At 42.0% G+C, this 21,030-nt stretch carries 22 protein-coding genes; 9 read left to right on the plus strand and 13 right to left on the minus strand.

Annotation, left to right across the window (positions count from 1 at the left end):
• Window positions 1-222 precede the first annotated feature (222 nt).
• From ACIQXU_RS10195 to ACIQXU_RS10205, 3 genes are read right to left on the minus strand one after another with little or no spacing between them, the layout of a single operon-like run.
• Entirely contained in the window at window positions 223-1,011 is a 789-nt protein-coding gene (locus tag ACIQXU_RS10195) for a DUF4097 family beta strand repeat-containing protein (protein WP_402988902.1), read from the minus strand.
• Window positions 1,004-1,558 carry a DUF1700 domain-containing protein gene (locus tag ACIQXU_RS10200; protein WP_402988905.1) on the minus strand — a complete coding sequence of 185 codons (555 nt, stop codon included), beginning with the start codon at window positions 1,556-1,558 and terminating at the stop codon, window positions 1,004-1,006. The genes ACIQXU_RS10195 and ACIQXU_RS10200 overlap by 8 nt, the downstream gene beginning before the upstream one ends.
• Entirely contained in the window at window positions 1,551-1,874 is a 324-nt protein-coding gene (locus tag ACIQXU_RS10205; protein WP_402988908.1) for a PadR family transcriptional regulator, read from the minus strand. The genes ACIQXU_RS10200 and ACIQXU_RS10205 overlap by 8 nt, the downstream gene beginning before the upstream one ends.
• Before the next feature lie 217 nt (window positions 1,875-2,091).
• On the opposite strand from ACIQXU_RS10205, the gene ACIQXU_RS10210 reads away from it, so the two are divergent.
• Window positions 2,092-3,153 (plus strand): DUF2157 domain-containing protein, encoded by a 1,062-nt coding sequence (locus ACIQXU_RS10210; RefSeq protein WP_402988911.1) that lies wholly within the window; start codon window positions 2,092-2,094, stop codon window positions 3,151-3,153.
• Window positions 3,143-3,682, plus strand: coding sequence for a GDYXXLXY domain-containing protein (locus ACIQXU_RS10215; RefSeq protein ID WP_402988916.1), 540 nt, complete (start codon window positions 3,143-3,145; stop codon window positions 3,680-3,682). The genes ACIQXU_RS10210 and ACIQXU_RS10215 overlap by 11 nt, the downstream gene beginning before the upstream one ends.
• A 69-nt stretch (window positions 3,683-3,751) precedes the next feature.
• Here ACIQXU_RS10215 and ACIQXU_RS10220 read toward each other — a convergent pair whose 3' ends face one another.
• Window positions 3,752-4,234 (minus strand): C40 family peptidase, encoded by a 483-nt coding sequence (locus tag ACIQXU_RS10220; protein ID WP_402871515.1) that lies wholly within the window; start codon window positions 4,232-4,234, stop codon window positions 3,752-3,754.
• Between the two features lie 247 nt (window positions 4,235-4,481).
• Here ACIQXU_RS10220 and ACIQXU_RS10225 point away from each other — a divergent pair, with 247 nt between their 5' ends.
• Entirely contained in the window at window positions 4,482-4,919 is a 438-nt protein-coding gene (locus tag ACIQXU_RS10225; protein WP_402871517.1) for a DUF5391 family protein, read from the plus strand.
• An 84-nt stretch (window positions 4,920-5,003) separates the two neighbouring features.
• Here ACIQXU_RS10225 and ACIQXU_RS10230 read toward each other — a convergent pair whose 3' ends face one another.
• From ACIQXU_RS10230 to ACIQXU_RS10245, 4 genes are all read right to left on the minus strand, one after another.
• The gene (locus tag ACIQXU_RS10230; RefSeq protein ID WP_402871520.1) at window positions 5,004-5,276 is read right to left on the minus strand and encodes a phage holin; all 273 of its coding nucleotides are present in this window, start codon (window positions 5,274-5,276) and stop codon (window positions 5,004-5,006) included.
• Window positions 5,277-5,460: 184 nt separating this feature from the next.
• Window positions 5,461-6,312, minus strand: a complete 852-nt coding sequence (locus tag ACIQXU_RS10235) for an ABC transporter ATP-binding protein (RefSeq protein ID WP_402988920.1) — start codon at window positions 6,310-6,312, stop codon at window positions 5,461-5,463.
• A complete protein-coding gene (locus ACIQXU_RS10240) occupies window positions 6,309-6,716 on the minus strand; it encodes a GntR family transcriptional regulator (protein WP_402871525.1) in 408 nt (135 codons plus the stop codon). Before ACIQXU_RS10240 ends, ACIQXU_RS10235 begins: the two co-directional genes overlap by 4 nt.
• Window positions 6,717-6,740: 24 nt before the next feature.
• The gene (locus ACIQXU_RS10245) at window positions 6,741-7,457 is read right to left on the minus strand and encodes a hypothetical protein (protein WP_402988923.1); all 717 of its coding nucleotides are present in this window, start codon (window positions 7,455-7,457) and stop codon (window positions 6,741-6,743) included.
• Between the two features lie 206 nt (window positions 7,458-7,663).
• Here ACIQXU_RS10245 and ACIQXU_RS10250 point away from each other — a divergent pair, with 206 nt between their 5' ends.
• Complete coding sequence (locus ACIQXU_RS10250) at window positions 7,664-7,900, plus strand: hypothetical protein (protein WP_402988926.1); 237 nt, start codon at window positions 7,664-7,666, stop codon at window positions 7,898-7,900.
• A gap of 88 nt (window positions 7,901-7,988) precedes the next feature.
• Here ACIQXU_RS10250 and ACIQXU_RS10255 read toward each other — a convergent pair whose 3' ends face one another.
• Entirely contained in the window at window positions 7,989-9,176 is a 1,188-nt protein-coding gene (locus tag ACIQXU_RS10255; RefSeq protein ID WP_402988929.1) for an LL-diaminopimelate aminotransferase, read from the minus strand.
• Window positions 9,177-9,494: 318 nt separating this feature from the next.
• Between ACIQXU_RS10255 and ACIQXU_RS10260 the strand changes: the two genes are divergently transcribed.
• Both ACIQXU_RS10260 and ACIQXU_RS10265 read left to right on the plus strand, forming a co-directional pair.
• Window positions 9,495-10,583 (plus strand): SPFH domain-containing protein, encoded by a 1,089-nt coding sequence (locus tag ACIQXU_RS10260; RefSeq protein WP_402988932.1) that lies wholly within the window; start codon window positions 9,495-9,497, stop codon window positions 10,581-10,583.
• Entirely contained in the window at window positions 10,580-11,494 is a 915-nt protein-coding gene (locus ACIQXU_RS10265; protein WP_402988935.1) for a TIM44-like domain-containing protein, read from the plus strand. The genes ACIQXU_RS10260 and ACIQXU_RS10265 overlap by 4 nt, the downstream gene beginning before the upstream one ends.
• 48 nt (window positions 11,495-11,542) lie before the next feature.
• On the opposite strand, the gene ACIQXU_RS10270 is transcribed toward ACIQXU_RS10265, so the two are convergent.
• The 4 genes from ACIQXU_RS10270 to ACIQXU_RS10285 all read right to left on the minus strand — a co-directional run bounded on the left by ACIQXU_RS10270 (window position 11,543) and on the right by ACIQXU_RS10285 (window position 17,602).
• The gene (locus ACIQXU_RS10270) at window positions 11,543-12,712 is read right to left on the minus strand and encodes an MFS transporter (RefSeq protein WP_402988938.1); all 1,170 of its coding nucleotides are present in this window, start codon (window positions 12,710-12,712) and stop codon (window positions 11,543-11,545) included.
• Window positions 12,713-12,964: 252 nt separating this feature from the next.
• Window positions 12,965-14,029, minus strand: a complete 1,065-nt coding sequence (locus tag ACIQXU_RS10275) for a C45 family autoproteolytic acyltransferase/hydrolase (protein ID WP_402871545.1) — start codon at window positions 14,027-14,029, stop codon at window positions 12,965-12,967.
• A 305-nt stretch (window positions 14,030-14,334) separates the two neighbouring features.
• Window positions 14,335-14,502: a hypothetical protein gene (locus ACIQXU_RS10280; RefSeq protein WP_402988940.1), complete on the minus strand. Its 168-nt coding sequence runs from the start codon at window positions 14,500-14,502 to the stop codon at window positions 14,335-14,337.
• A gap of 16 nt (window positions 14,503-14,518) precedes the next feature.
• Window positions 14,519-17,602, minus strand: a complete 3,084-nt coding sequence (locus ACIQXU_RS10285) for an efflux RND transporter permease subunit (protein WP_402988943.1) — start codon at window positions 17,600-17,602, stop codon at window positions 14,519-14,521.
• 95 nt (window positions 17,603-17,697) lie between these two features.
• Here ACIQXU_RS10285 and ACIQXU_RS10290 point away from each other — a divergent pair, with 95 nt between their 5' ends.
• The 3 genes from ACIQXU_RS10290 (at window position 17,698) to ACIQXU_RS10300 (ending at window position 20,933) form a co-directional block, all read left to right on the plus strand.
• A complete protein-coding gene (locus tag ACIQXU_RS10290) occupies window positions 17,698-18,528 on the plus strand; it encodes a TetR/AcrR family transcriptional regulator (protein ID WP_402988946.1) in 831 nt (276 codons plus the stop codon).
• A gap of 274 nt (window positions 18,529-18,802) precedes the next feature.
• Window positions 18,803-20,203, plus strand: coding sequence for a hypothetical protein (locus tag ACIQXU_RS10295; protein ID WP_402988949.1), 1,401 nt, complete (start codon window positions 18,803-18,805; stop codon window positions 20,201-20,203).
• A 139-nt stretch (window positions 20,204-20,342) separates the two neighbouring features.
• Window positions 20,343-20,933 carry a TetR/AcrR family transcriptional regulator gene (locus ACIQXU_RS10300; RefSeq protein WP_402959052.1) on the plus strand — a complete coding sequence of 197 codons (591 nt, stop codon included), beginning with the start codon at window positions 20,343-20,345 and terminating at the stop codon, window positions 20,931-20,933.
• Window positions 20,934-21,030: the final 97 nt, after the last annotated feature.

Genomic DNA, 21,030 nt, shown 5'->3' on the forward strand with positions numbered 1-21,030 from the left:
TTTTCTCTGCACCTGACGCAGTAGAAGACAAGTAAAGGCATCTAACTGATTGAGCTGTAATGCGTACTGAGCTTCCATGAACTTGTATATCCATCCCCAAGGATACAAGCCATTTTAACTAACGAATAACGACCAGATCAGTTGGGTGCTTTTGTCATGAACGGACAAACGTCCCCCGCCTGGCAGGAATCCTGCCAGGCGGGGGACGTTTGGGTTACTACATTATTTGGTCACTTCAATTTTGCCGTTGTTCGATTCTAGATCAACCAGATTTTCTCCCTTTCCAATGACCGTATTCCCCTCATATTTATCGAGGATATTGATGGTACCATTATCGACAGATACCTTGAAGGTTGTATTCGTCGGTTCTTTATCCGTTTTAATGATAATCTTTCCATTGTCGCTCTCTAATTGAATGTTCCGATCTAAATCCTTTGTAACGAGCGATATCTTACCATTATTTGAGGAGCCCTTGAGATTGCCCTCTACATCATTAAGGTCCAACCTGCCATTTGCACTTTTTGCATCAATGTTTTCAGCTACAATCTTATTTAATTCAATCCGTCCATTATCCGTTTTCACTTTCAAATCCTTTATTTCCAATTCCGACATTTTCATTTTTCCATTATCATTATCGAAGACAAAGGAATCATACGACTTTTGCGGGACATATACGTATAAATGAGAGGATTGAAAGTTAAATCCAATGCTGAAGAGGTTAGGTTCCTTCAATCTAATGGTCAGCTTCTTTCCTTCCACGTCGGCAGCTAAATCCAACTTAGACACATCCACGCCTTTTGTGACAAGCTCCACTTTAATCTCTGTATCCGAAGTCGGAAGAACTTCTACCGTTGCATTATCCGAACGGACCTCGATATCCTTTACCATTTCGGCACTCACCTTTTTCTCTGTCGTAATCTCATCATGATTGGTTTGTGAATACGTAAAGAGACTGCCAATACCGCCAACGATCAATAGAAACAACGCAAGGATTGATAATTTTTTACCCATGCTTCACACCACCCTTTACAAGAGACACGTTAAATTTCAAGTAACGAATAAATCCTTTAGTAAGAGTTTTAGTTGCAATGAACATCCCCATCGCGATGAATATTCCGATTCCACAAATACCAAGGGAAAAGAACAAATCAAACAATCTAAATTCACCCATGAACAGATTAATAAGGATGCTAAGTGGAGCGAGGATGAACCCTAAAGATGCTACCCATCCCGAAAACACGACGCCCACCAGTGCAATGAAAGGCCCGAGGACAATCACAATATTGAAGAATCCCAATCCAATCACGGCCCATACTGCCCGTAAGATGTTTCCCGTGGAAGTCGTTTGTTGAACCATATCAAGATGGTAGGATGCCAGAAGCTCCTTGGCTATTTGTTTTGGGTTTCCTAGGGACGCTGAGATTTCCTGCTCCGACTTTCCCTTTTCTATTCCAATTGTGAAGTACTCTTCGTAATCTTGCAGGATATCCTGCCTTTCTTCTATAGAAAGCCTCTTTAGGGAAGCTTCCAACTGCTTTAAAAATTGTTCTTTATTCATTTGCGACACCTTCCTCGATTAATTGATTGACTCCATTAGAAAATTCATTCCACTCTGTCAGCAATTCGTGAAGGTATTCCCGCCCTTTATCAGTCAACTTGTAATACTTACGTGGTGGACCCTCTGATGATTCTTGCAAATATGTCGTAAAGTACTCTTCCTTCGTCAATCTTCGTAACAGTGGATAAACCGACCCTTCCGATATTTCAATCTGGTCTGAAATCTTCTGAACTAGCTCGTAGCCATATCGATCTTGCTTATCAAGCAACACCAGTACACATAGCTCCAAGACGCCCTTCTTAAACTGTACATTCAATGCACCATCACTCCTTTCTGATATGTCTAGGTACTATCTAATGAATAGTACCTGACAGCGAATAATACATCTTATTTAATAATTTACCACATGCTACTGTTTAATGCAAGGTACTGCGGAAATTATTTTGTTAATTTTTTCAAGTTGTTTTTTCTTCTTACTTCAACTTCCCCAATCCAATCCGTATAATAGAAGGATATGGAAAGGGGGAATTGATTTGGTCAAAAAAGAAATAACCAAAAAGCAGTTTGAGTTTCTTGAACAAGAATTTACCTACCTGCAAAATGGCGGGACCATTTCCGAGGAAGAGAAGAAAAAGATGTTAGCTTCCTATCATGTGAAGGCCTCTTTAAGTTTCATCTCCATCCTATTAGCGATTGGAGCCGTCCTTTTAGGCCTTGGGGTCTTAACATTCGTGGCCAGCAACTGGATGTATATAAGTAAAGGCGTTAAATTCCTATTGATCATCGCCTGTTTGATTGGCGTGAATGTTGCCGGGGTCAGGTGGGAGACACGCTTTCCAAAAACCTCCCGAAGTCTGCATTATGTCGGGATTCTCATATTTGGAGCAGGTATATTTTTAGTCGAGCAGATGTTTAACATCAGCATCAATTTTAACAGTTCCTTTTTGTTATGGGGGATTGGAGCCATCTGCATCGGATATTACCTAAAGGACGCCATTGTCCTCCTATTCACTTCTTTTTTACTTTTCGTGTACCTTAATGGCAGCATCTTTCTTGATGAAACGTCTTACCCGCTGGCCATTATCATCCTTCTACCGGCTTTATATTTTCTAGTAAAGCAACTCAACTATCCTAGGTTTCTATCCTTTATCGTTAATGGCTTAACGATCAATGCCCTCATCCTTTTTCTCATGGAATTCGTACCTAAGCTCGTGGAGGGTAACGGGGATACCATCATTCTCTCGATTCTTTTTATCGTAGGAATCCTGCTCGCTTACATTCGCGTTCCAGTTAAGTTGCAGAGAATCACCCATATTCAAGGACATCTCCTCCACGGGATTGCGGCTATCTTCTTAACTTACGAGCTTGCCATATGGTTTCCTTTAGTTTATTTTCTTTTTCTCCTTTACCTGATACAAAAAGGAAGCTTGACCAGTATCGTGATCATATGTGCATTGATATTCAGGTACTATATCGATTCCTTTGAATTCCTGCCGAAGTCACTGACCTTCATCATCGGAGGCCTCCTGCTCCTTGTGTTTGGCTTCTTCTTTGAAAAACAACGCCAAAAAGGAGGGGAATCCATTGAATCGTAATAAATTTTTGCACCCGCTCATCGTATTCGCCATTCCTGTTTTGATTCTTATAGCCCTGGCGGTTCCACCCGTCTGGACAACTTTGTTTGGTGAAGAAATCAAAATCCGAACGGCTCCGATCGATCCGACGGACTTATTCAGGGGAAGCTATGTAGCATTAGGATATGAGATAGAATCCGTCACGCTCGACCAACTTGATGAGACGGTGAAAACTGATTTCCACAGTAAGAATGTCGGAGATTACAAAAGTGTATATGTTTCATTAAAACAAGACAGTAATGGGCATTACGGCGTCCACCATGTATCGAAGGAAAAACCGGATGAAGACATGTATCTCAAAGGAAAATTACAAATCCCCTATGATTTACAAAGGGCCTCGTCCATTCACATTAAATATGGCTTAGATAATTATTACGCTCCTAAAGACAAGGCATTGGAACTGGAAATGTCCGCTGCTGCAAAAACGGCCATGGCCGTGGTGAAAGTGAAGAACGGAAATGCGGTATTGCAGGAAATCATCGTACCGTGATTACACATGCGAAAAGCATAGGAGGCATCGAATGAGATGCTTCCTATGCTTTTTTTTGGCAACATTATTTTATTTGATGAGCCTTTTAGCCCCGATATAGCGATCCTTCCAATACTTGTCGCTCATCTTCACGACCTTCACGCCTTTTGTGGTCGTTCCGACAAATGTACCGTTCCCATTATAAATGCCGACGAAGGAAACCTTGCCTTTCTTGCTACCGGTCGCATAAAACACCAAATCACCTGTTTTTAAGTTTTTCTGTTTTACAGCCTTTCCTTTCTTATACTGTTCCGCACTGGTTCTTGGAATTTTCATGTCTGTCGCCGCTTGTTTATAAACATATTGAGTGAGTCCACTTGCATCGAATCCTTTTGGTGTCGTTCCGCCATATTTATAAGGGCTTCCCACTTGTTTTGCTGCTACTGCAGCCACTTCGTCTCCATAATTAATGGACGCCGAAGCATTGGCCGGACTGAAAACGAAAGCTACCAACAATGCGGCAAGTGCAAGTACGGCCACAAGCCATTTTGAAACAGGTAATCTAAGACTCATCTTTTTTCTCCCCCAATCTGTAAATGAAACACAATTTTAAATATATGAAGTACATTCGCTTTCATTCCTTGATTCACCTTTTTTTCAAAAAAAAGCTTTGTATTGAGGATGAACTCTACAATCCAGACAAAAACTTAGAAACTTCTTAGATCAAATATAAAAAACGACACTGTTAAATTATGTTAAATTAAGTATAATCATGTATGAACCATTGTAAGTAATTTCAATAATAGACTGGGGGTTTTTTATGAGGAATAAAAAGAAAATAATCATCATGACATTATTTTCAGCTTTGCTATTTTGCATGGTCATCGTTTTGAGTTCTCTTTCACCACTAGCGGATACAGGTAAAAATGCGAATCAATTTAATTCTATCGGGATGTGGCTTTCCATTGCGATGATGCTGGTACTGTATTTCGTCCCATTGCTCCTGTATGTTATCGGCTTGGAGTGGATGAAATATGTAATGGCCGTATTCTGCTCACTATCCTTACTGTCTTTGCTACCCATGATCGGCATAGTCGTATTTCTTGGTGTAATGGAAGGCTTCACTTCATCACTCATCGGCGTGGTCATTGTCAGTGGGATGAATGTACTCATCAATACAATCTGGTTCTTCACGGCATTCTCTAAAGGAAGCAAGACTTCCATTGGAGGAAGTTTGAAAAATCCTATTCAAAATTAAAAAAAGAAACCAGATATCACCGTTCCATAGATAGACGGTGGTATCTGGTCTCTCCGCTTTCTTTGATTCAAGAAGGATGATCTACTATTTAGGTTTCTCGTATTTCTTAGCCTCATCACTGTCGCTCATGCCTTGTGTCGTATGGTCAATTACGCCGCCGATTCCAAAAAACGTAAGCGCAATGAAATTAATGATCCCCATAGCCCCGTTCAATGCATCATCGGTGATGGTAAAGCCAATCGGGTGTATAAAGTTATTGATAAACGCAGCAACCATCTGCGTTACCATCAAAACACCTGGCAAAAATACAGTAAAAATAAACGTAGGATTTTTAAAACGAACTTTCCAGTTAATCAATTTTCTCTATCCCCTATTATCAGTGCCGTCCACACTACAATGGTACGAACTTGCTATATCATATGCTGCTTGTCCTTTTAGCGTTCGGGAAATTCATGCCCCCCTAGAAAATCCCTTAGACCAAAAAAAGGAGATCCATCCAAAGACAGAACTCCCTTTTAGATCCTTATAGCATCACCGCACCTCACTTTAACAAATAGGTGACGGCTTCCTCTAGTTCAACAAATTCATCCGTATGCCACTGCATGTTTTCCTTTTGAAAATACGCTTCTGTTTCGAGTGGCAAATTAGACGTAATCATCCGCAATCCCTTTCTTTCTATTTCCCCTGGAATGGAGAATGCCGGCAAATCCTCTGTTAACCAATACCGTTTATATTGCTGTCCCAACTGATCCTTTTCGAAATGACCGATGAGCTGGCCGTGATTCATGAAAATCAGGTAATCAGCAAGTTTGCGGATGTCTTCCATTTGGTGGGTCGAAAAGAAGATGGTTTTCCCTTCCCTCTCCATCCACTTAATCAAAAAATTCATGTATCGCTGTTTTGAGATGATGTCCATAGAAGCCGTTGGCTCATCCAGGATCAATAGTTCGGCATTTCTTGCTAAAGTCAGCGCAGCTATTAGCTTTTGTTGATTTCCCTGGGACAACTTTCCATACTTCTTATTCAGGGGGACCTCGAAGGTTGTGATCACCTCGTCAAACAATACCTTATCCCAAGTGGGATACCATCTAGAAGATAACCGCAGTAATTCATGCCCCGTAAACGAATCGCAGCCAATCAAAGCTTGCGGCTGATAAGCGACTTTTTGTTTCCAGGCTTCATCTTCCTGCTTCGTATTCTTCCCAAAAATGATAATATCACCAGCATCTTGTCGCGCCAATTGCATGACCATCTTCAGCAGTGTACTCTTCCCGGCGCCATTATTCCCAATCAAGGCTGTCACGGTACCTGGCTCTAGCGTCAGATCAATCGGTCCCAACGAAAAGTCCTCGATTTTCTTTTTGACAGAATGAATCTCAAGCGACGTTGTCATGGTTTCCCCTCTCCTTTTTCCGTTTTGAGCTCTTCTATTAAACCCGTAAAAATCTCCTCAATTTCCTTGAATGAATAGTTTTGTTGAAGTGCAGCTTCAATGCTATTTTTCATGGCTTCCTGGACTGATTTTATTTTCACACTGCGGAGTAGGCTTTCCTCAACGTCTGCAACGAACGTCCCTTTTCCCTGGATTGTTGTGATAAAGCCTTCCGTTTCTAAATCTTGATAAGCTCTACGGGTCGTGATGGCACTGACTTCCAGATCTTTAGAAAGCATCCTGATCGATGGCAAAGGTGAACCCGAAGACAGCTGTCCGCTTGCTATCAAAGCTTGGATTTGTGCCGTTATCTGATGATAAATGGGGATTCTTGATTCTTTTGATAAACGAACCGGCAGCTCCACTTTACTTCTCCTCCCTATATATCATTATTTTAGATAATCAATTTGGAACATTTTCTTTTTCATATATCGCTTCCAGAAGTAATAGCCCCCGACCGTTACGACTGCCGAAATGAGACTAGAACCAATTGCGAAGTTCTTCGCGGCTTCCATCGCCCAACCGACAACTCCCCTATCTGTTTTCAAGGATAACCACACGAGCACGGCCGTCACTCCACCATAAAAGACTACACTATATATACCTAACTTAATCGGGGTGATTCGTTCCCCTACATCACTTGCTGCAAAAACGAAAGAGGACGAAACACCAAAAGCCAGCCAGATAATCGAGAAGGCAACATACTCCAAAACAACCATGGATTCTAGAAGTCTTGGAGTAAATAATAACAAGAACAAAACCTGGAAAGGCAGACTAGGGAACAGCATGTGAACAAACCGGCTTTTAATCAATACTTCCTTTTCGATAGGAAGCATATTTAACATCATGAAAAACGGGGACACCCAAACATCTCCCTCCACCTTTTGAAGCTGCAATTCTTTCGGCCTTACCATGAAGGCCACACAACCAAATGACAATATAAAACCAATGTCGGTCAAAAGTGATGGTGCCTGAGTCTCCACTTCCAAAATCCATGAATAGGAAGCAGCCAGTACAAACAGTGCAAAGAATAAACATAGCGTGCCGAACCAAGATTTCCTCCATTCGATACTTGCGAGCCAAAAAGCATCTTTCCATGTATTCATCATCTAAACTCCTCTCAAACTGTTATGGTGTTTATATCTATATACACACTATATGTTAAATACATACAATTATCAACCATAAAAGTAATTTATAGGTAAAAAAATACTGATGGGCTTATAGAAAAGCTTAATCCCTTAGCACTTGTATATGGGAATTTTTGAAACCTTTCTAACAGGGTAGTCGTAAATAAAATAGGAGGTGTACCATGAAAAAGTATGCGATATTCATATTGAGCTTCTTGTTGCTCTTTACCTTGCTACACATTTCAGCAGGTCTATTATTAACCGCTACATACACTCCCGATCCCACCAACGCACAACTGAGCCTCCCATTAACCCAGGAAGTGACTTTTGGTGACCAGTCACAAATCCCGACTTTATTGATTGCAACAGTAGCGGCCACTTTAGCTTACCTAGTCCCAACGAAATGGGGAAAGAATTAAATAACAAGAAAAGACCGTTCAACTATATGAACGGTCTGGAAATACCTAATCCGAAATAACAAATGACATTAGGCTTAGGATCTTCCATCTAATCCTGCGCCACTATTTGATAGTCTATCAAAAACGCCCCTATCCGTTCGGCCGCTTCTGTCAATCTCTCAACCGGCTGGACAAGGGCCATTCGAACATATCCTTCACCCTGTTTTCCAAAAGCATCTCCTGGGACCACGGTTACACCCGCCTTTTCAATCAGTTTATAGGCAAAGTCGCGTGACTTCCATCCAGCCGGAATGCGGGCCCAAATGAACATTGTCGCAGCAGTTTTCGGCACGTGCCAACCGGATTTTGCGAGACCCGATATCAAGGCGTCACGACGGGCTTCATATACGTTCACCTGATCGGACAACAAGGAAAGGTTGGAGGTAAGTGCCATCTCGGCGGCCTTTTGAATCGGGTAAAAGACCCCATAATCGATATGGGACTTCAAAGTCCCTAAGATGTTCAGTACCTCTTGATTTCCGACTGCATACCCAATACGGCAGCCGGCCATATTGAACGTTTTTGAAAGCGAATTGAACTCGATTCCAATCTCCTTTGCACCCGGGATGGATAGGAAGCTGATCTGAGGATGATCATCGAAAATCAGTTCTGAATAGGCAAAGTCATGTACGACCAGAATGTCGTTCCTGTTTGCAAAGGAGACGACCTCGGCAAAAAAGGTTTCATCCGCAAGGGCCGTGACTGGATTTCCTGGATAACTAAGGATCATCAGCTTCGTCTTGGCCAAGATATCTGCCGGAATATCACTCAGCTGGGGCAGAAAATGATTCTCTTGCGTAAGCGGCATCGGATAGATCACGCCACCTGCAAGATTCACACTTGCTTCATATATCGGATAGCCCGGATCGGGCACCAACACATAATCGCCCGGGTCAATCATCGCAGTCGCCAAATGGGCAAGTCCATCCTGCGATCCCATCAGCTGCAATACTTCCGTATCCGGCTCAAGATGCACCCCGTAACGCTGTTCATAAAAAGAACAAACAGCATCATGGAATTCCGGTATTCCCTTCAACGTATACCCGTATGCAGTTGGATCTTTTGCATACTTTACAAGTGTATCTCTTACAAAGTCCGGCGGAGGCATATCCGGACTTCCGACACTCAAATCAATAACATCCTTGCCTTCCCTCAACGCCTTTTGTTTACGGTTCGCCAGCTCCGAAAAGATTCCCGTTTCGAAATTCCCTACTTTTGCAGATGGAGTAATTTTCATGATAATTCCCCTTCACCTCGTGTTTTTTATCTAGTGCTTTAGTAAATGTCCTGTTCCTAGCTTGTCAGCTATATAGGTGGAATTTGTTCTTTACGTTATCTAAACAGTTCGTGGTTTCGTTCACGAATCCCTCCAAAACCTTCATTATGAAAGGATATCTTGAATATTGAACAAACCAACAGGTAGACTCATAGATTCCCCTTAATCATTTACACCATTTACCATTTATTATAAAATGTAATGGGAAATATTATCAATATATGAATATATATAGAAATGCAATCGGGACGTACTACATGTTGAAATGAGGATGACACTATGGGTTTTAAGGATTTTATAGGTAAACAATTTCTTGATATTATCGAATGGGAAGACGCCACCAACGATACCTTGGTCTATAAGTTCCCCATGAAAGATAACGAGATTCAAAATGGGGCACAGTTGACCGTACGCCCAGGCCAAAACGCCGTTTTCGTTGAGGAAGGAAAAGTGGCTGATGTATTTAGCGAAGGAATGTATAAGCTTGAGACGAAGAACCTCCCTATCTTAGCAGACATTAAAGGCTGGGCTTTCGGATTCAAATCCCCGTTCAAAGCCGATGTGTACTTTGTAAACACAAAAAAATTCATCGATCAGAAATGGGGGACATCCAACCCGATTTGGATTAATGATCCAAAGTTTGAACAAGTGGAAGTCAAGGCTTTCGGAACCTTTGGTTTTCGGATTGAAGACCCCAAGATGTTCATTCATACCGTCAGTTCCACAAACAAGATCTATAAGTTGAATGAACTAAAAGGGCAATTGAAGGAATATGTCTTAAGCGAATTTTCCAATGTCGTTGCCAAACAAGGTGTGACGATCACCGAGTTATCCCAGAACTATCGAGTGATGAACGATGCGATGAAACAGGAACTGGAAAACGAATTCACGGATATGGGACTTGAAATCGTTTCCTTTACCATCACCAACATTTCCTTGCCGGAAGATTTAACGAAGTTCTTGAAAGAAAGAACGCGCATTAACATGATGGGTGGCATGAACAACTACAAAGATGTCAGAAAGCTTGATGCCTTAGAGAATGTTTCTGAAAAGGAAGGCTCTGCCGGTGATATGATGCAAGCCGGGATGGGATTTGGTGCCGGCCTCGGTTTTGGGCAACTCATTTCCCAATCTCTTCAAGGCGGCAACCAGAACAATGAACCATTGCACACGGAGAAAACGGCACCGTCTGAACAAACCGAAAAGTGTCCTGAGTGTAATCATGACAATCAAAAAGGCGCAAAATTCTGTGGAAATTGCGGAACGAAAGTAGAACGAAAGGCTGTTGCCACTTTTTGTACGGAGTGTGGCCATCCCAATACGCCGAATTCTAAATTCTGTGCAGAATGCGGGAATAAATTAGGATGATGAATAAATGGAACATTCAATGGATCATCACACTGCTTCTCTGTTTCACCTCCCTTCTCATCTTTCCCGTCGATGTCACACTAGCCGATGTGGGGAATGGTGTATCGCATAATGAGGAACCGGAAGACGAATTCGTCAATACTTCCACGACTTCAGGGGAAGGCATCGACTTATGGTTTTTGTTTTACTTTCTAAAAAAATATCCCGTATTGGGAGTCATTTTGATCATCGCTTTCTTTGCCTATAAAAAATTCGGTAAAAGCAACCAACAAACACAACGAAGAGGCACCACATCCAATAGGAATACCGTAAAAAGCCCAGAGCCTGCCTACCGGCCTATAGACGCTAATCTTGCAGGATTGAAATCGAAAGATCCTCTGTTTCATGATGAAGTGTTTTTATCGAAAATCAATAATATGTTTCTCCAATTACAGCAAGCTTGGATGGAGAAACAGTGGAACAGCATCAGACCGTTTGAAACCGATCCATTATTCAATATGCATAACCGGCAATTACAGTCCTATATTGACCAGCATAAAACGAATGTGGTTGAAAATATCGCCATCCTTGAATCGAAAATCGTTCGCTATGAAAATGACGGATCCAATGACGAACTCGATGTATATATCAAAGCCCGGATGAATGATTACGTAATCGATGATCACACCAAGAAAGTCCTCAAAGGCAATCCTGACCGGGATATTCACATGTCTTATATCTGGACACTGATCCGTAAGGAAACAGTATTGACCGAGACTCAAAAAGAGAAATATGATGTGACGCAATGTCCAAACTGTGGAGCGAATGTCAGTATCAACGCATCCGGACAATGCGAATATTGCGATAGCGTAATTTCAAGCGGGGAATACGATTGGGTGCTCTCCAAGATCAAAGTCATCAGCCAAAAATAAAAACGAGTAGGAATTTCCTAACTCGTTTTTTCTTATTTATGTTCTCGATTAGCTGCTTGTTTCCACTAATCGTTTCCTTGCATGGAACACTTGATAAAGGACCAATGCAAACAGCGATAGGATCGCACCGGATATAAAAGGTAAACCGATGTAGATGGAGAATAACCAACCACCTATAGGAGGGCCCGCAATCCTTCCGAATGAATCAAAGGAAGAAAGTAAGCCCGTGACCCCACCATGGCCGGATGTTGAACTTTTAGTGACCAGTGCCGAGATGGCAGGGCGGATGACACCGTTCCCCAATCCGAAAATCGTCAGGAAAATCGCCGATGTCCAGAAATTAGTCGAGAACAAGATGAGCACAAATCCAATCGCCGATACGACAATTCCGATTCGAATGACGTTTCCTTCCCCGAACTTCTTGGTCATCGGTCCGATTAATCCACCTTGAACAATCGCACTACCGAATCCCATGATCATAAAGATATAACCTAATTGAACAAGACTTATATCAGCCTTTTGGGCTGCAAAATAAGCAAACGTCGTCTCTAAGCCCGCCATGGAAAGGGTAATGATCAATTGCAGAATAAACAGGACGCTCATCGGGCCTTTAAAGGATTTCCACATGGACACCTTTTCTTCCGTCCGGTGGGATCTTTTTTCTTCAGTAAGCGATTCTTTCAGTAATATCATGACTAATATGAGGGTAATGATGGATGAAATGCCGGCGATGTAAAACGGCATATTCAAACTCGTCTCCGAGAATATCCCACCAATGGCCGGACCGAATATGAAGCCAAGTCCTGTAGCGGCCCCAATGATTCCCATCCCTTTTCCCCGTTCTTCAGGTGTCGTAATATCTGCTACGTATGCCATGGCAGTTGGCATATTCGCTGAAGATAAGGCACCCCCGATAATCCTGGCGATGAATAACACCAGTAAAGAATCCGCCGATGCCATGATGAAAAACGAAACAGCCAAGCCTGCAATCCCGATCATCATAACCGGCTTCCGGCCAATCCTGTCAGATATCCGGCCCCACATTGGTGCGAATATCAATTGCATGAACGAATAGACAGCCATCAAAAGACCAAGCTCTGTCGGGCTTCCTCCCACTTTTTCAGCCAGGAAAGGCATGACGGGAATGATGATTCCAAACCCAACCATGACTAAAAACATCACTAAGAAAAGAACGGGTAATACCTTTTTTGTTTCCATGATTTATCTCCCTCTATTCCCCATTTGGTAGAATCTTCTGTTAGATTTTATATGTATCCACTTTACCATCCATTCTATTATACAACTATCCCTTTACACAGCATTGTTTCATACTATGTTCATTCGTTTTAATCTAATAATGATGTCGTCATCCCTACATATTATCCCTCATCATGTAAAAATACACTCAATTTTGGAGACACGAATAAATAAAGAAGCCCAATCCAAAGATCGAGCCTCCATTATCCACTCTTACTCACGGAACCAATTCGCCCCTTCATCCATATGTACAAATGGGATGGTGGTATCAATCACACCCATGATTCTTTCTTTTTCAATATCTTCTCCTGCAAGCCATTTTGCAAAGTCCAAAACCGTAGGCTCTTGATTGCCGCCCAGTGCAATCCATGCTTTCATTTCACGCGGCAAATAAACCGACGTATGAATCGTTCCTGCCCAGCTGCTATACAAATCGGAAAAAACACCCTGATTGGTGTCGTTAAACAAACGAAATGCTTCATATGTATCCGAGATGCTATCCTGTTGTTGATGGATAGTGTCCAATCTCCGTTTCGAATCCACAAGATGATGACGGTTTTCATGCTTCAGGATCTCAAAATGATTGGTGCAGGCAGTCGCTGTCCGGACCTCCACATTTCTTGGGGACGTTTCTATTATAAAACTCTTCCCACTTCCATCATGAACGACGTATGTGAATGAATGTCGATGCGGAATTTCCTTCAGCATCGCAACGGCTTCCTCGACATTTGCACAAGACTCCAATATCAATCGGCCAATCATGCAGCAAATGAATCCATCGCCGGGATTTTTCCGATTCATGAAGTTATACCCTATCGATAGCCCTTTTTCGTTCATCCCATCCATCCGTCCAGTCCCGCGTTGGCTCGGACCGATGCTCGCATACCCCTGGTCCGTCGGCTGGAATAGCACATAACGTCCCTCATAGGTTTTCGGATGGTAATCATAATTACGCACCAAATACGAATCGCCTGTCATGATCGAACAACCCGATCGAACATAATCCAATCTATAGCCGCCGAACTCCTGGAGAACACGTTCGATTGGCCATTTTAATGCTTCTTGGAACCCGAGTATTTCTTCCCATACGCCAGGTGCAAATGAAGTAATTGCATTTTTGACCTCTTCCTCTTCAACCGTAAAACGTGGCTGCCTTACTTTCCACTGATCTTCACGATTTTTAACAGTGAGGGAATCCTTTAACTTTTCCCCCTGCATGAATCCAAAGTCATAATGCGTACCCCTAAATTGTAGTATTTCACTGTATAGGTGCTTCACGAATTATCCCTCTTTTATCCTAGTGGTTATCTCCCATTAAGAATACTCGATGTATAGTTGAAAATAAAGAAACTAATGCTTTTTATTTAGAAATTACTCACTGATTCGGTGGGATATGGTTTTAAAACCATTCAAAGGGATGATGGCCTCTATGAGAATGACCCCTATTAATATAACAAGTGGCGTGGAAATAATTCTGTAAATGTAAGAGTATTTCGGTATAGTAAAAAAAAGGTTACTATGAATCTGAAGGAGATGACTATTTATGGCTTGCCCAATAACGATTAATATTAAATGATAAGCTTTTATTTGAAGCCATCCGTTTTCTGAGCGCGGACCATATCCTTAGCATTATGATTAGCCGTTACCAACTCTTCTTCTAGAAAAGGGACTGTAGCAATACTTTCATTGAGGTCGGCACCGATAATATCTCCTGGAATGCCGCAAAAAAAGCCCCACAAGATGATCATCATCCTGCAGGGCTCTCTTTTAGTTTTCGTCTATTTCATTACGTTTTTTCTTGAATAGTTTTGATAATACTTCGTAAACGATTGGAACGATAAGCAATGTTAATAGCGTTGAACTTGCTAATCCACCAATTACTGTAATACCAAGACCTTTTGAAATTAAACCGCCGCCGCCTGAGCCGAATGCTAATGGCATTAATGCTCCGATGGTTGCAATGGCCGTCATCAGGATTGGACGGAGTCGTGTTGCGCCAGCTTCTAGAATGGCTTCACGCATACTCATACCATCACGTTCCATATGAATGATCCGGTCTACAAGTACGATGGCATTTGTTACAACGATACCAATTAACATGAGAAGTCCCATCATGACCGATACCGAGATCGTTTCACCAGCGATTAATAAACCTACAAACGAACCAATGACCGTAAACGGTAAGGAGAACAGGATAGCAAATGGTGCGACACCCTCACGGAATGTGACAACAAGGATGAAGTACACGATTGCGATTGCTGCGATCATGGCTAAACCAAGTTGGGTAAATGTTTCTGACATATCCGCTGCTACACCGGCTACACCGATTGTCACGCCTTTTGGTAAGTCTAATTTATCAATGTCTTCATCTATTTCAGAAGTAGCCTTTGAAATATCTTTATCTGTGATGGTTCCTGAAACAGTGGCGTAGTATTCACCTTTACTACGGGCCAATGTATTCAACGTGGTTCCTTCTTTAACCGTGACCAATTCAGAAAGTTTCATCGTCGTACCTGTTGCGGTTGGTACTTTTTTATCTAACATATCATCAATTGATTTTGGCTGTTCGTCTTGATCTTGCTGAACGATGACTTCTACTGACTCACCGTCTTTTTCAATGGTTGTTAATACTTCTTCTTGGGTAGAAGGGCTTAACATCCCAATGATTTGAGCTGTAGTTAATCCATACTTCAATAATTCATCTTGTTCTACTTTGAATGTATATTCCACATAGGCATCCTCTGTACTAGAAGAAACGTCCTTTAAGCCGTCATTTTTCTTCATAACGCCTTCTACTGTTTTTACCGCGTCATTTAATTTACCTAAATCTTCACTGTAGAACGTGTAGCTGACTTCATCACTCGCCACAGACATAGACGAGAAGTTCTGGCTCTTCCATTCGCCTGATTGACCAATATTGAAGACATATTCTTCAATCTCTTCCCGTACTTCCGGGAAGTTTTTCATGTCTGGGTCAAAGATCAGGTACATGAGGGCACCGCTTCCGCCCCCGCCCATCATTGCGGCCATGGAGTCGCCATCCTCTGTTACGGATAACTGAACAATATCAATCTCGTCACGTTTCAGTAACTTCTTTTCCACCACTTCAAGGTTCGCTAATGTTTCTTCTTTGAGCTCCCCTGGTTCTGGTGTGTAGGTTAAGTACATCACTTTTTCTTCTTCGCTACCTAAGAAACTAAAACCGATTAATGGCGTTAACGCCAAACTGCCGGCTAATAGAACCACAGATATGATGGAAGTGATCACTTTATGATTCAATGTCCATCTAAGAACACGTTTGTATCCCTTAGCTAATTTGCCAAGCTCTTTATGATTACTCTCGGTCTTCTCACCATATAATTTTTTCTTAAATAAGAAGTGAGATAATGCCGGCACAATCGTTATGGCAACGACTAACGAAGCCAAAAGGGCAAATGTCATGGTTAATGCAAATGGCGTGAACAGTTCGCCTACCATACCGCCAACGAAGATAAGCGGAGCGAATACCGCAACCGTTACTAATGTTGATGACATGATTGGCTTGAACATTTCGATTGTCGCTTCTCGCACCAATGCACGACCCGTTAATTTTTCATCTTTCAAATGCATGCGTCGGTAAATATTTTCAACAACAACGATCGAGTCATCGATTACACGTCCGATGGCAACCGTAATCGCACCCAATGTCATGATATTTAATGTGATTCCCAGGCCATTTAAGATTAGGAAGGCCATAAAGATTGAAACAGGAATCGAAATGATCGAAATGATCGTCGATTTAATGTCCCTTAGGAATAAAAGGATGATTAATATCGCAATTAGACCGCCGAATAGCGCTTTTTCTATCATCGTCGAAACGGATTCCTCAATTGGTTCCCCTTGGTCAAGACTGACATCGACAACAAGGCCATCAATCTTTTTCTCTTCTTCTTTAATTAGATCTTTCACATCGTTAACCACGTCAACTGTGTTTGCTTCCTGCCCTTTGACAATTTGAATGGCAATCGCATTTTCACCGTTCGTACGTGATACGGATTCTTCTTTCCCAACTAGCTCAACTTTAGCAATATCGCTAAGTTTCACAAAAGGTGCTGGATTGCTAGCTGATGGTGTTACAGGAATAAGCATTCCCTTCAATTCTTTAGCTGTCATGAACTTACCGTCTACTGAAACGGCCTGTTCCCCTTCTTCGAATTCGTAAAGGCCTAATGATACAGCTAAATCACTTGCCTGAATCATTTCCTTTACCTTATCTTCCGTAAGGTCCAGTTTAGCCATTTTTGCTTCGTCATACGTTAATTCAACTTCTTCTATATGCTGGCCAGTGGTAGTGGCCGAAGCAACCCCGTCGATTTTCTCGATTTTTGGAAGTAAACTATCTTCCACGGTTGACGTTAATTCAACAATATCCTCTTTTGTACTGCTTACACTCAATGCCATAACAGGCATCATGTTTAAGCTGATGGCTGTAATCGTCGGCTCTTCCGCTTTCTCCGGTAACTTTACTCCGTCAATTGCCGATTCAAGAGCACGCTTCGCCTCATCCATATCGATCCCATATTCATATTCCACTTGAATATTGGACATATTGGAATACGAATTGGAATAAACGGCTTTCACGTCCTCAAGCCCTTCAACCGCTTCCTCTAATGGTATCGAGACCTCATCCATCACTTTCTCTGGAGTAGCACCAGGATATACACCCATCACCGTTAAATAGGGAATTGTAATATCCGGGATTGTCTCCGTTTTCATTTGCGTACCCGAATAAATACCAGATACCGTAATAATAATTGTAAGGAGCCACACTGCTAGTTTATTCCTTAGAACAAAATTGACTAAACCTCTCACCTTTACACCTACCCTTAATTGACTTATCAAACATATTTACTTATACTAATGACTAATTAGTCATTTGTCAACAATATGACCTAGGAGCGAATGGAATGATTAAAAAGGAACTCATAATGGAAACGGCCATCGAACTCTTTGCAAAACAAGGGTTTAACGCTACCTCCGTACAGCAAATCACCGATCACTGCGGCATTTCAAAGGGTGCCTTTTATTTATCTTTTAAATCAAAAGATGCATTGATTATAGCACTGGTCGATTATTTTATGATACAGCTCGTCTCAGATATTGACCACGTAGTCAAAAACACAGCAGATGAAGACCTTTTATATGAATTTTTCTATACCTCATTTAAATCTTATCTGAACCATACAGACTTCGCTAAAATTATTTTTAAAGAACAAGCACAATCATTAAATGAAGAACTCATAACACGAATTCAACACTATGAAAGAATCAATGAAACGAGTATCCTCTCATTGGTTGAACGACTATATGGGGACGATATCATTCAAACAAAATATGATTTAACCTATTGTATAAAAGGATTCTTGCAACAGTATGCTGTTTTATTTTTATTCTATAATATACCGTTGGATTTAGTCCGACTCTCGCAATCTCTTGTGGAAAAAACGAATATACTGGCAAGGCATTCAACCATTCCTTTTATTTCACAAGAATTGACAGAAATAATCAGTCCTGTCATGTGCGAAGAAATGACAAAGGAACAGCTACTCGATCTTATGGATAATAAGATTGAGGAAATCGAAGAGTCCATAGAAAGAGAATCATTAATCCTACTCAAGGAACAGCTGACTGAACAAACTTTCGGACCGGCGATCATAAAAGGATTGCTAGAGAATCTTCATGCTCATCCACATTGCAAATACCTAGCCTACTTACTACGACAATATTATAACTTTTAACGTGAAGAAGGTAGAAACGCTTTGATATAAAGCATTCTGCCTTTTATTCATGGCACCTACTCTTTATATTCACCGTCTTGTACAAATATTCACAACCTTTTAATTTATTTTATCATGAATTGACAATTTCCTTTCATTTGAATGTTCTCCATTCTTGTCTTTTTTTCAACAATGGCTTGGACAGCTTTCCAACAAGTCCGATTTATGACTTTTTTAAAACAACTCACCATTTGGGCTCCCCTTCATAATCTGTATCAGGAAGATTTTGAGGGAGATGGATTATGGGATGGGATTGACGGCTCTCCATTGGATTTATGTATTATTTATCGTGTTGATCATCGGGTTTATGGTAAAGCGTCGGGATACCACCCTCATTTGCATCGTTGGCATCTTCATTTTGGCGCTCGTCTCTACAGGCAGTTTGGCTTCCTCCATCAGTGGCGTATTCAATAGTTTCGCTTTCGCCATTACCGAGTTAATGTCGACCATTTTAATCATTTCCATCATTGTTGCCATGAGTACCGTCTTGACGAAGTCCGGTATCAATGATGTCATGATTGCACCTTTTGCTAGATTCATTAAAAATCCCACGCTCGCCTTTTGGGTGATTGGAATCGTCATGATGGGCATTTCCTGGTTTTTCTGGCCATCTCCTGCCGTCGCTTTGCTTGGTGCCGTGCTGCTACCGGTCGCATTGCGGGCCGGATTGCCTGCACTAGGCGTGGCGATGGCGATGAATTTATTTGGCCACGGCATTGCGCTTTCGGGTGATTTCGTCATTCAAGCGGCACCAAAACTCACGGCTGATGCGGCTTCGATTCCGGTCGGTGACGTCATTTCAGCCAGCATCCCGCTCGTCATCACAATGGGCGTCGTGACCACGGTTTCTGCGTTCATCTTCTTGAAGCGGGATATGCGGCTTGGTCGCATTCAGCCTACCGTACAAGAAGCAATCGACGAAGGCCAGGATGGGATGAATGAAGAGTTACTTACGATGGGACAGAAGAGGTTTTTTGCGATATTCATCCCATTGGCCTTTTTACTGGATGTCGTCGCTCTTTGGCTTCTGAAATTACAAGGCGGCGAAGCAACAGCATTGGTTGGCGGAACCGCCGTTTTTATCTTGCTGATCTTATCTCTCGTGGCCCATGGCCATCTTGGCCTTGAAAAATCAACGAGCTACTTGATTCAAGGGTTTCAATTTGGCTTCAAGGTTTTCGGTCCGGTCATCCCGATTGCCGCTTTCTTCTATTTGGGCGATTCCGGCTTCACTAAAATCATCGGGGACTACTTACCGAAAGCCTCTCTCGGTATCGTCAACGATTTGGGCGCAGCACTCGCCGCCTCGGTTCCGTTGACGAAAGAGATAGCCGCCGTCACACTGACAGGCATCGGTGCGATTACCGGCTTGGATGGTTCCGGGTTTTCAGGTATTTCCCTAGCCGGTTCGGTCGCAAAACTATTCGGGACGGCGATTGGAAGCGGTACTGCGACGTTGACTGCCCTCGGCCAAATCACGGCAATCTGGGTCGGAGGCGGTACCTTGATTCCATGGGCACTTATCCCAGCGGCGGCCATTTGTAACGTCAGTCCCTTCGAATTGGCCCGCCGAAACTTGCTTCCGGTATGCATCGGTTTATTCGTGACGACGATTGTTGCGATGTTTTTGATTTGATCACTATAACTAATCCAGTGCGCCTCCATTTAATGCGCGCTGGATTTTTGAATAACAAAACATCATTGACAATTATAGGAAATTACGATAGTTTAATTATAGACCGAACGTTCAGTTTATCATTGGAGGCTTATCTGACATGAAACAACAAAGTACCCCCTCTCCCACTAAGCTTAAGATAGCTAAAGAAGCAGAAAAATTGTTTGCCCAAAAGGGTTACGCCGCTACGTCAATGGAAGACATCACAAACGTCTCCGAAAGCAGTAAAGGGAGCATTTATTATCATTTCAAAAGCAAGGAAAAACTTTTCTTGTACATCGTCGAGAATAACGCCGACGAGTGGAAGCGCGCCTGGAACATCAAGCAAAAGAACTACCGCACGAGTGTAGAGAAATTATATGCATTGGCAGACCATTATCTTGAAGATCTGCAAAGTCCATTAATTAAAGCCGCTGAGGAATTTGGCGGAAGTGAAACGGCTGACCCTGAGATTTTTGCGCATATTTTAGAAATTTATCGCAGTCAGTATTATGACACGTATGAAGCCGTCATTGACCAGGGAATTAAAGAAGGGGCGTTCATCGAAGATAATCCCAAAGACCTTATGTACATTCTCTTTGGCATGCATGCCGGATTACATGCCACCTATTACGAGATGGAATTTCCTGAAATCAGGAGACTATATCACAAAAGCGTGGACGTCTTTTTAAAAGGCATTTCGAAACACTAGAGGAACAAACATCCCTTTCTTATCCTTTTCCCAAGAAAGGATGTTCCTCGATTATTTAACGATAGTCCTGTAGAACGATTTTTTTTAGGAATTTATT

This window comes from Peribacillus sp. NPDC097284 (genome assembly GCF_044761765.1).
In the GTDB taxonomy this organism is placed as follows: domain Bacteria; phylum Bacillota; class Bacilli; order Bacillales; family DSM-1321; genus Peribacillus.

Bases quoted from the DNA above. Each gene is read 5' to 3' on its own strand.
- ACIQXU_RS10195 (WP_402988902.1), bottom strand. From the start codon at position 1,011: ATGGGTAAAAAATTATCAATCCTTGCGTTGTTTCTATTGATCGTTGGC.
- ACIQXU_RS10200 (WP_402988905.1), bottom strand. From the start codon at position 1,558: ATGAATAAAGAACAATTTTTAAAGCAGTTGGAAGCTTCCCTAAAGAGG.
- ACIQXU_RS10220 (WP_402871515.1), bottom strand. From the start codon at position 4,234: ATGAGTCTTAGATTACCTGTTTCAAAATGGCTTGTGGCCGTACTTGCA.
- ACIQXU_RS10225 (WP_402871517.1), top strand. From the start codon at position 4,482: ATGAGGAATAAAAAGAAAATAATCATCATGACATTATTTTCAGCTTTG.
- ACIQXU_RS10235 (WP_402988920.1), bottom strand. From the start codon at position 6,312: ATGACAACGTCGCTTGAGATTCATTCTGTCAAAAAGAAAATCGAGGAC.
- ACIQXU_RS10245 (WP_402988923.1), bottom strand. From the start codon at position 7,457: ATGAATACATGGAAAGATGCTTTTTGGCTCGCAAGTATCGAATGGAGG.
- ACIQXU_RS10250 (WP_402988926.1), top strand. From the start codon at position 7,664: ATGAAAAAGTATGCGATATTCATATTGAGCTTCTTGTTGCTCTTTACC.
- ACIQXU_RS10255 (WP_402988929.1), bottom strand. From the start codon at position 9,176: ATGAAAATTACTCCATCTGCAAAAGTAGGGAATTTCGAAACGGGAATC.
- ACIQXU_RS10260 (WP_402988932.1), top strand. From the start codon at position 9,495: ATGGGTTTTAAGGATTTTATAGGTAAACAATTTCTTGATATTATCGAA.
- ACIQXU_RS10265 (WP_402988935.1), top strand. From the start codon at position 10,580: ATGATGAATAAATGGAACATTCAATGGATCATCACACTGCTTCTCTGT.
- ACIQXU_RS10270 (WP_402988938.1), bottom strand. From the start codon at position 12,712: ATGGAAACAAAAAAGGTATTACCCGTTCTTTTCTTAGTGATGTTTTTA.
- ACIQXU_RS10280 (WP_402988940.1), bottom strand. From the start codon at position 14,502: ATGATGATCATCTTGTGGGGCTTTTTTTGCGGCATTCCAGGAGATATT.
- ACIQXU_RS10290 (WP_402988946.1), top strand. From the start codon at position 17,698: ATGATTAAAAAGGAACTCATAATGGAAACGGCCATCGAACTCTTTGCA.
- ACIQXU_RS10295 (WP_402988949.1), top strand. From the start codon at position 18,803: ATGGATTATGGGATGGGATTGACGGCTCTCCATTGGATTTATGTATTA.
- ACIQXU_RS10300 (WP_402959052.1), top strand. From the start codon at position 20,343: ATGAAACAACAAAGTACCCCCTCTCCCACTAAGCTTAAGATAGCTAAA.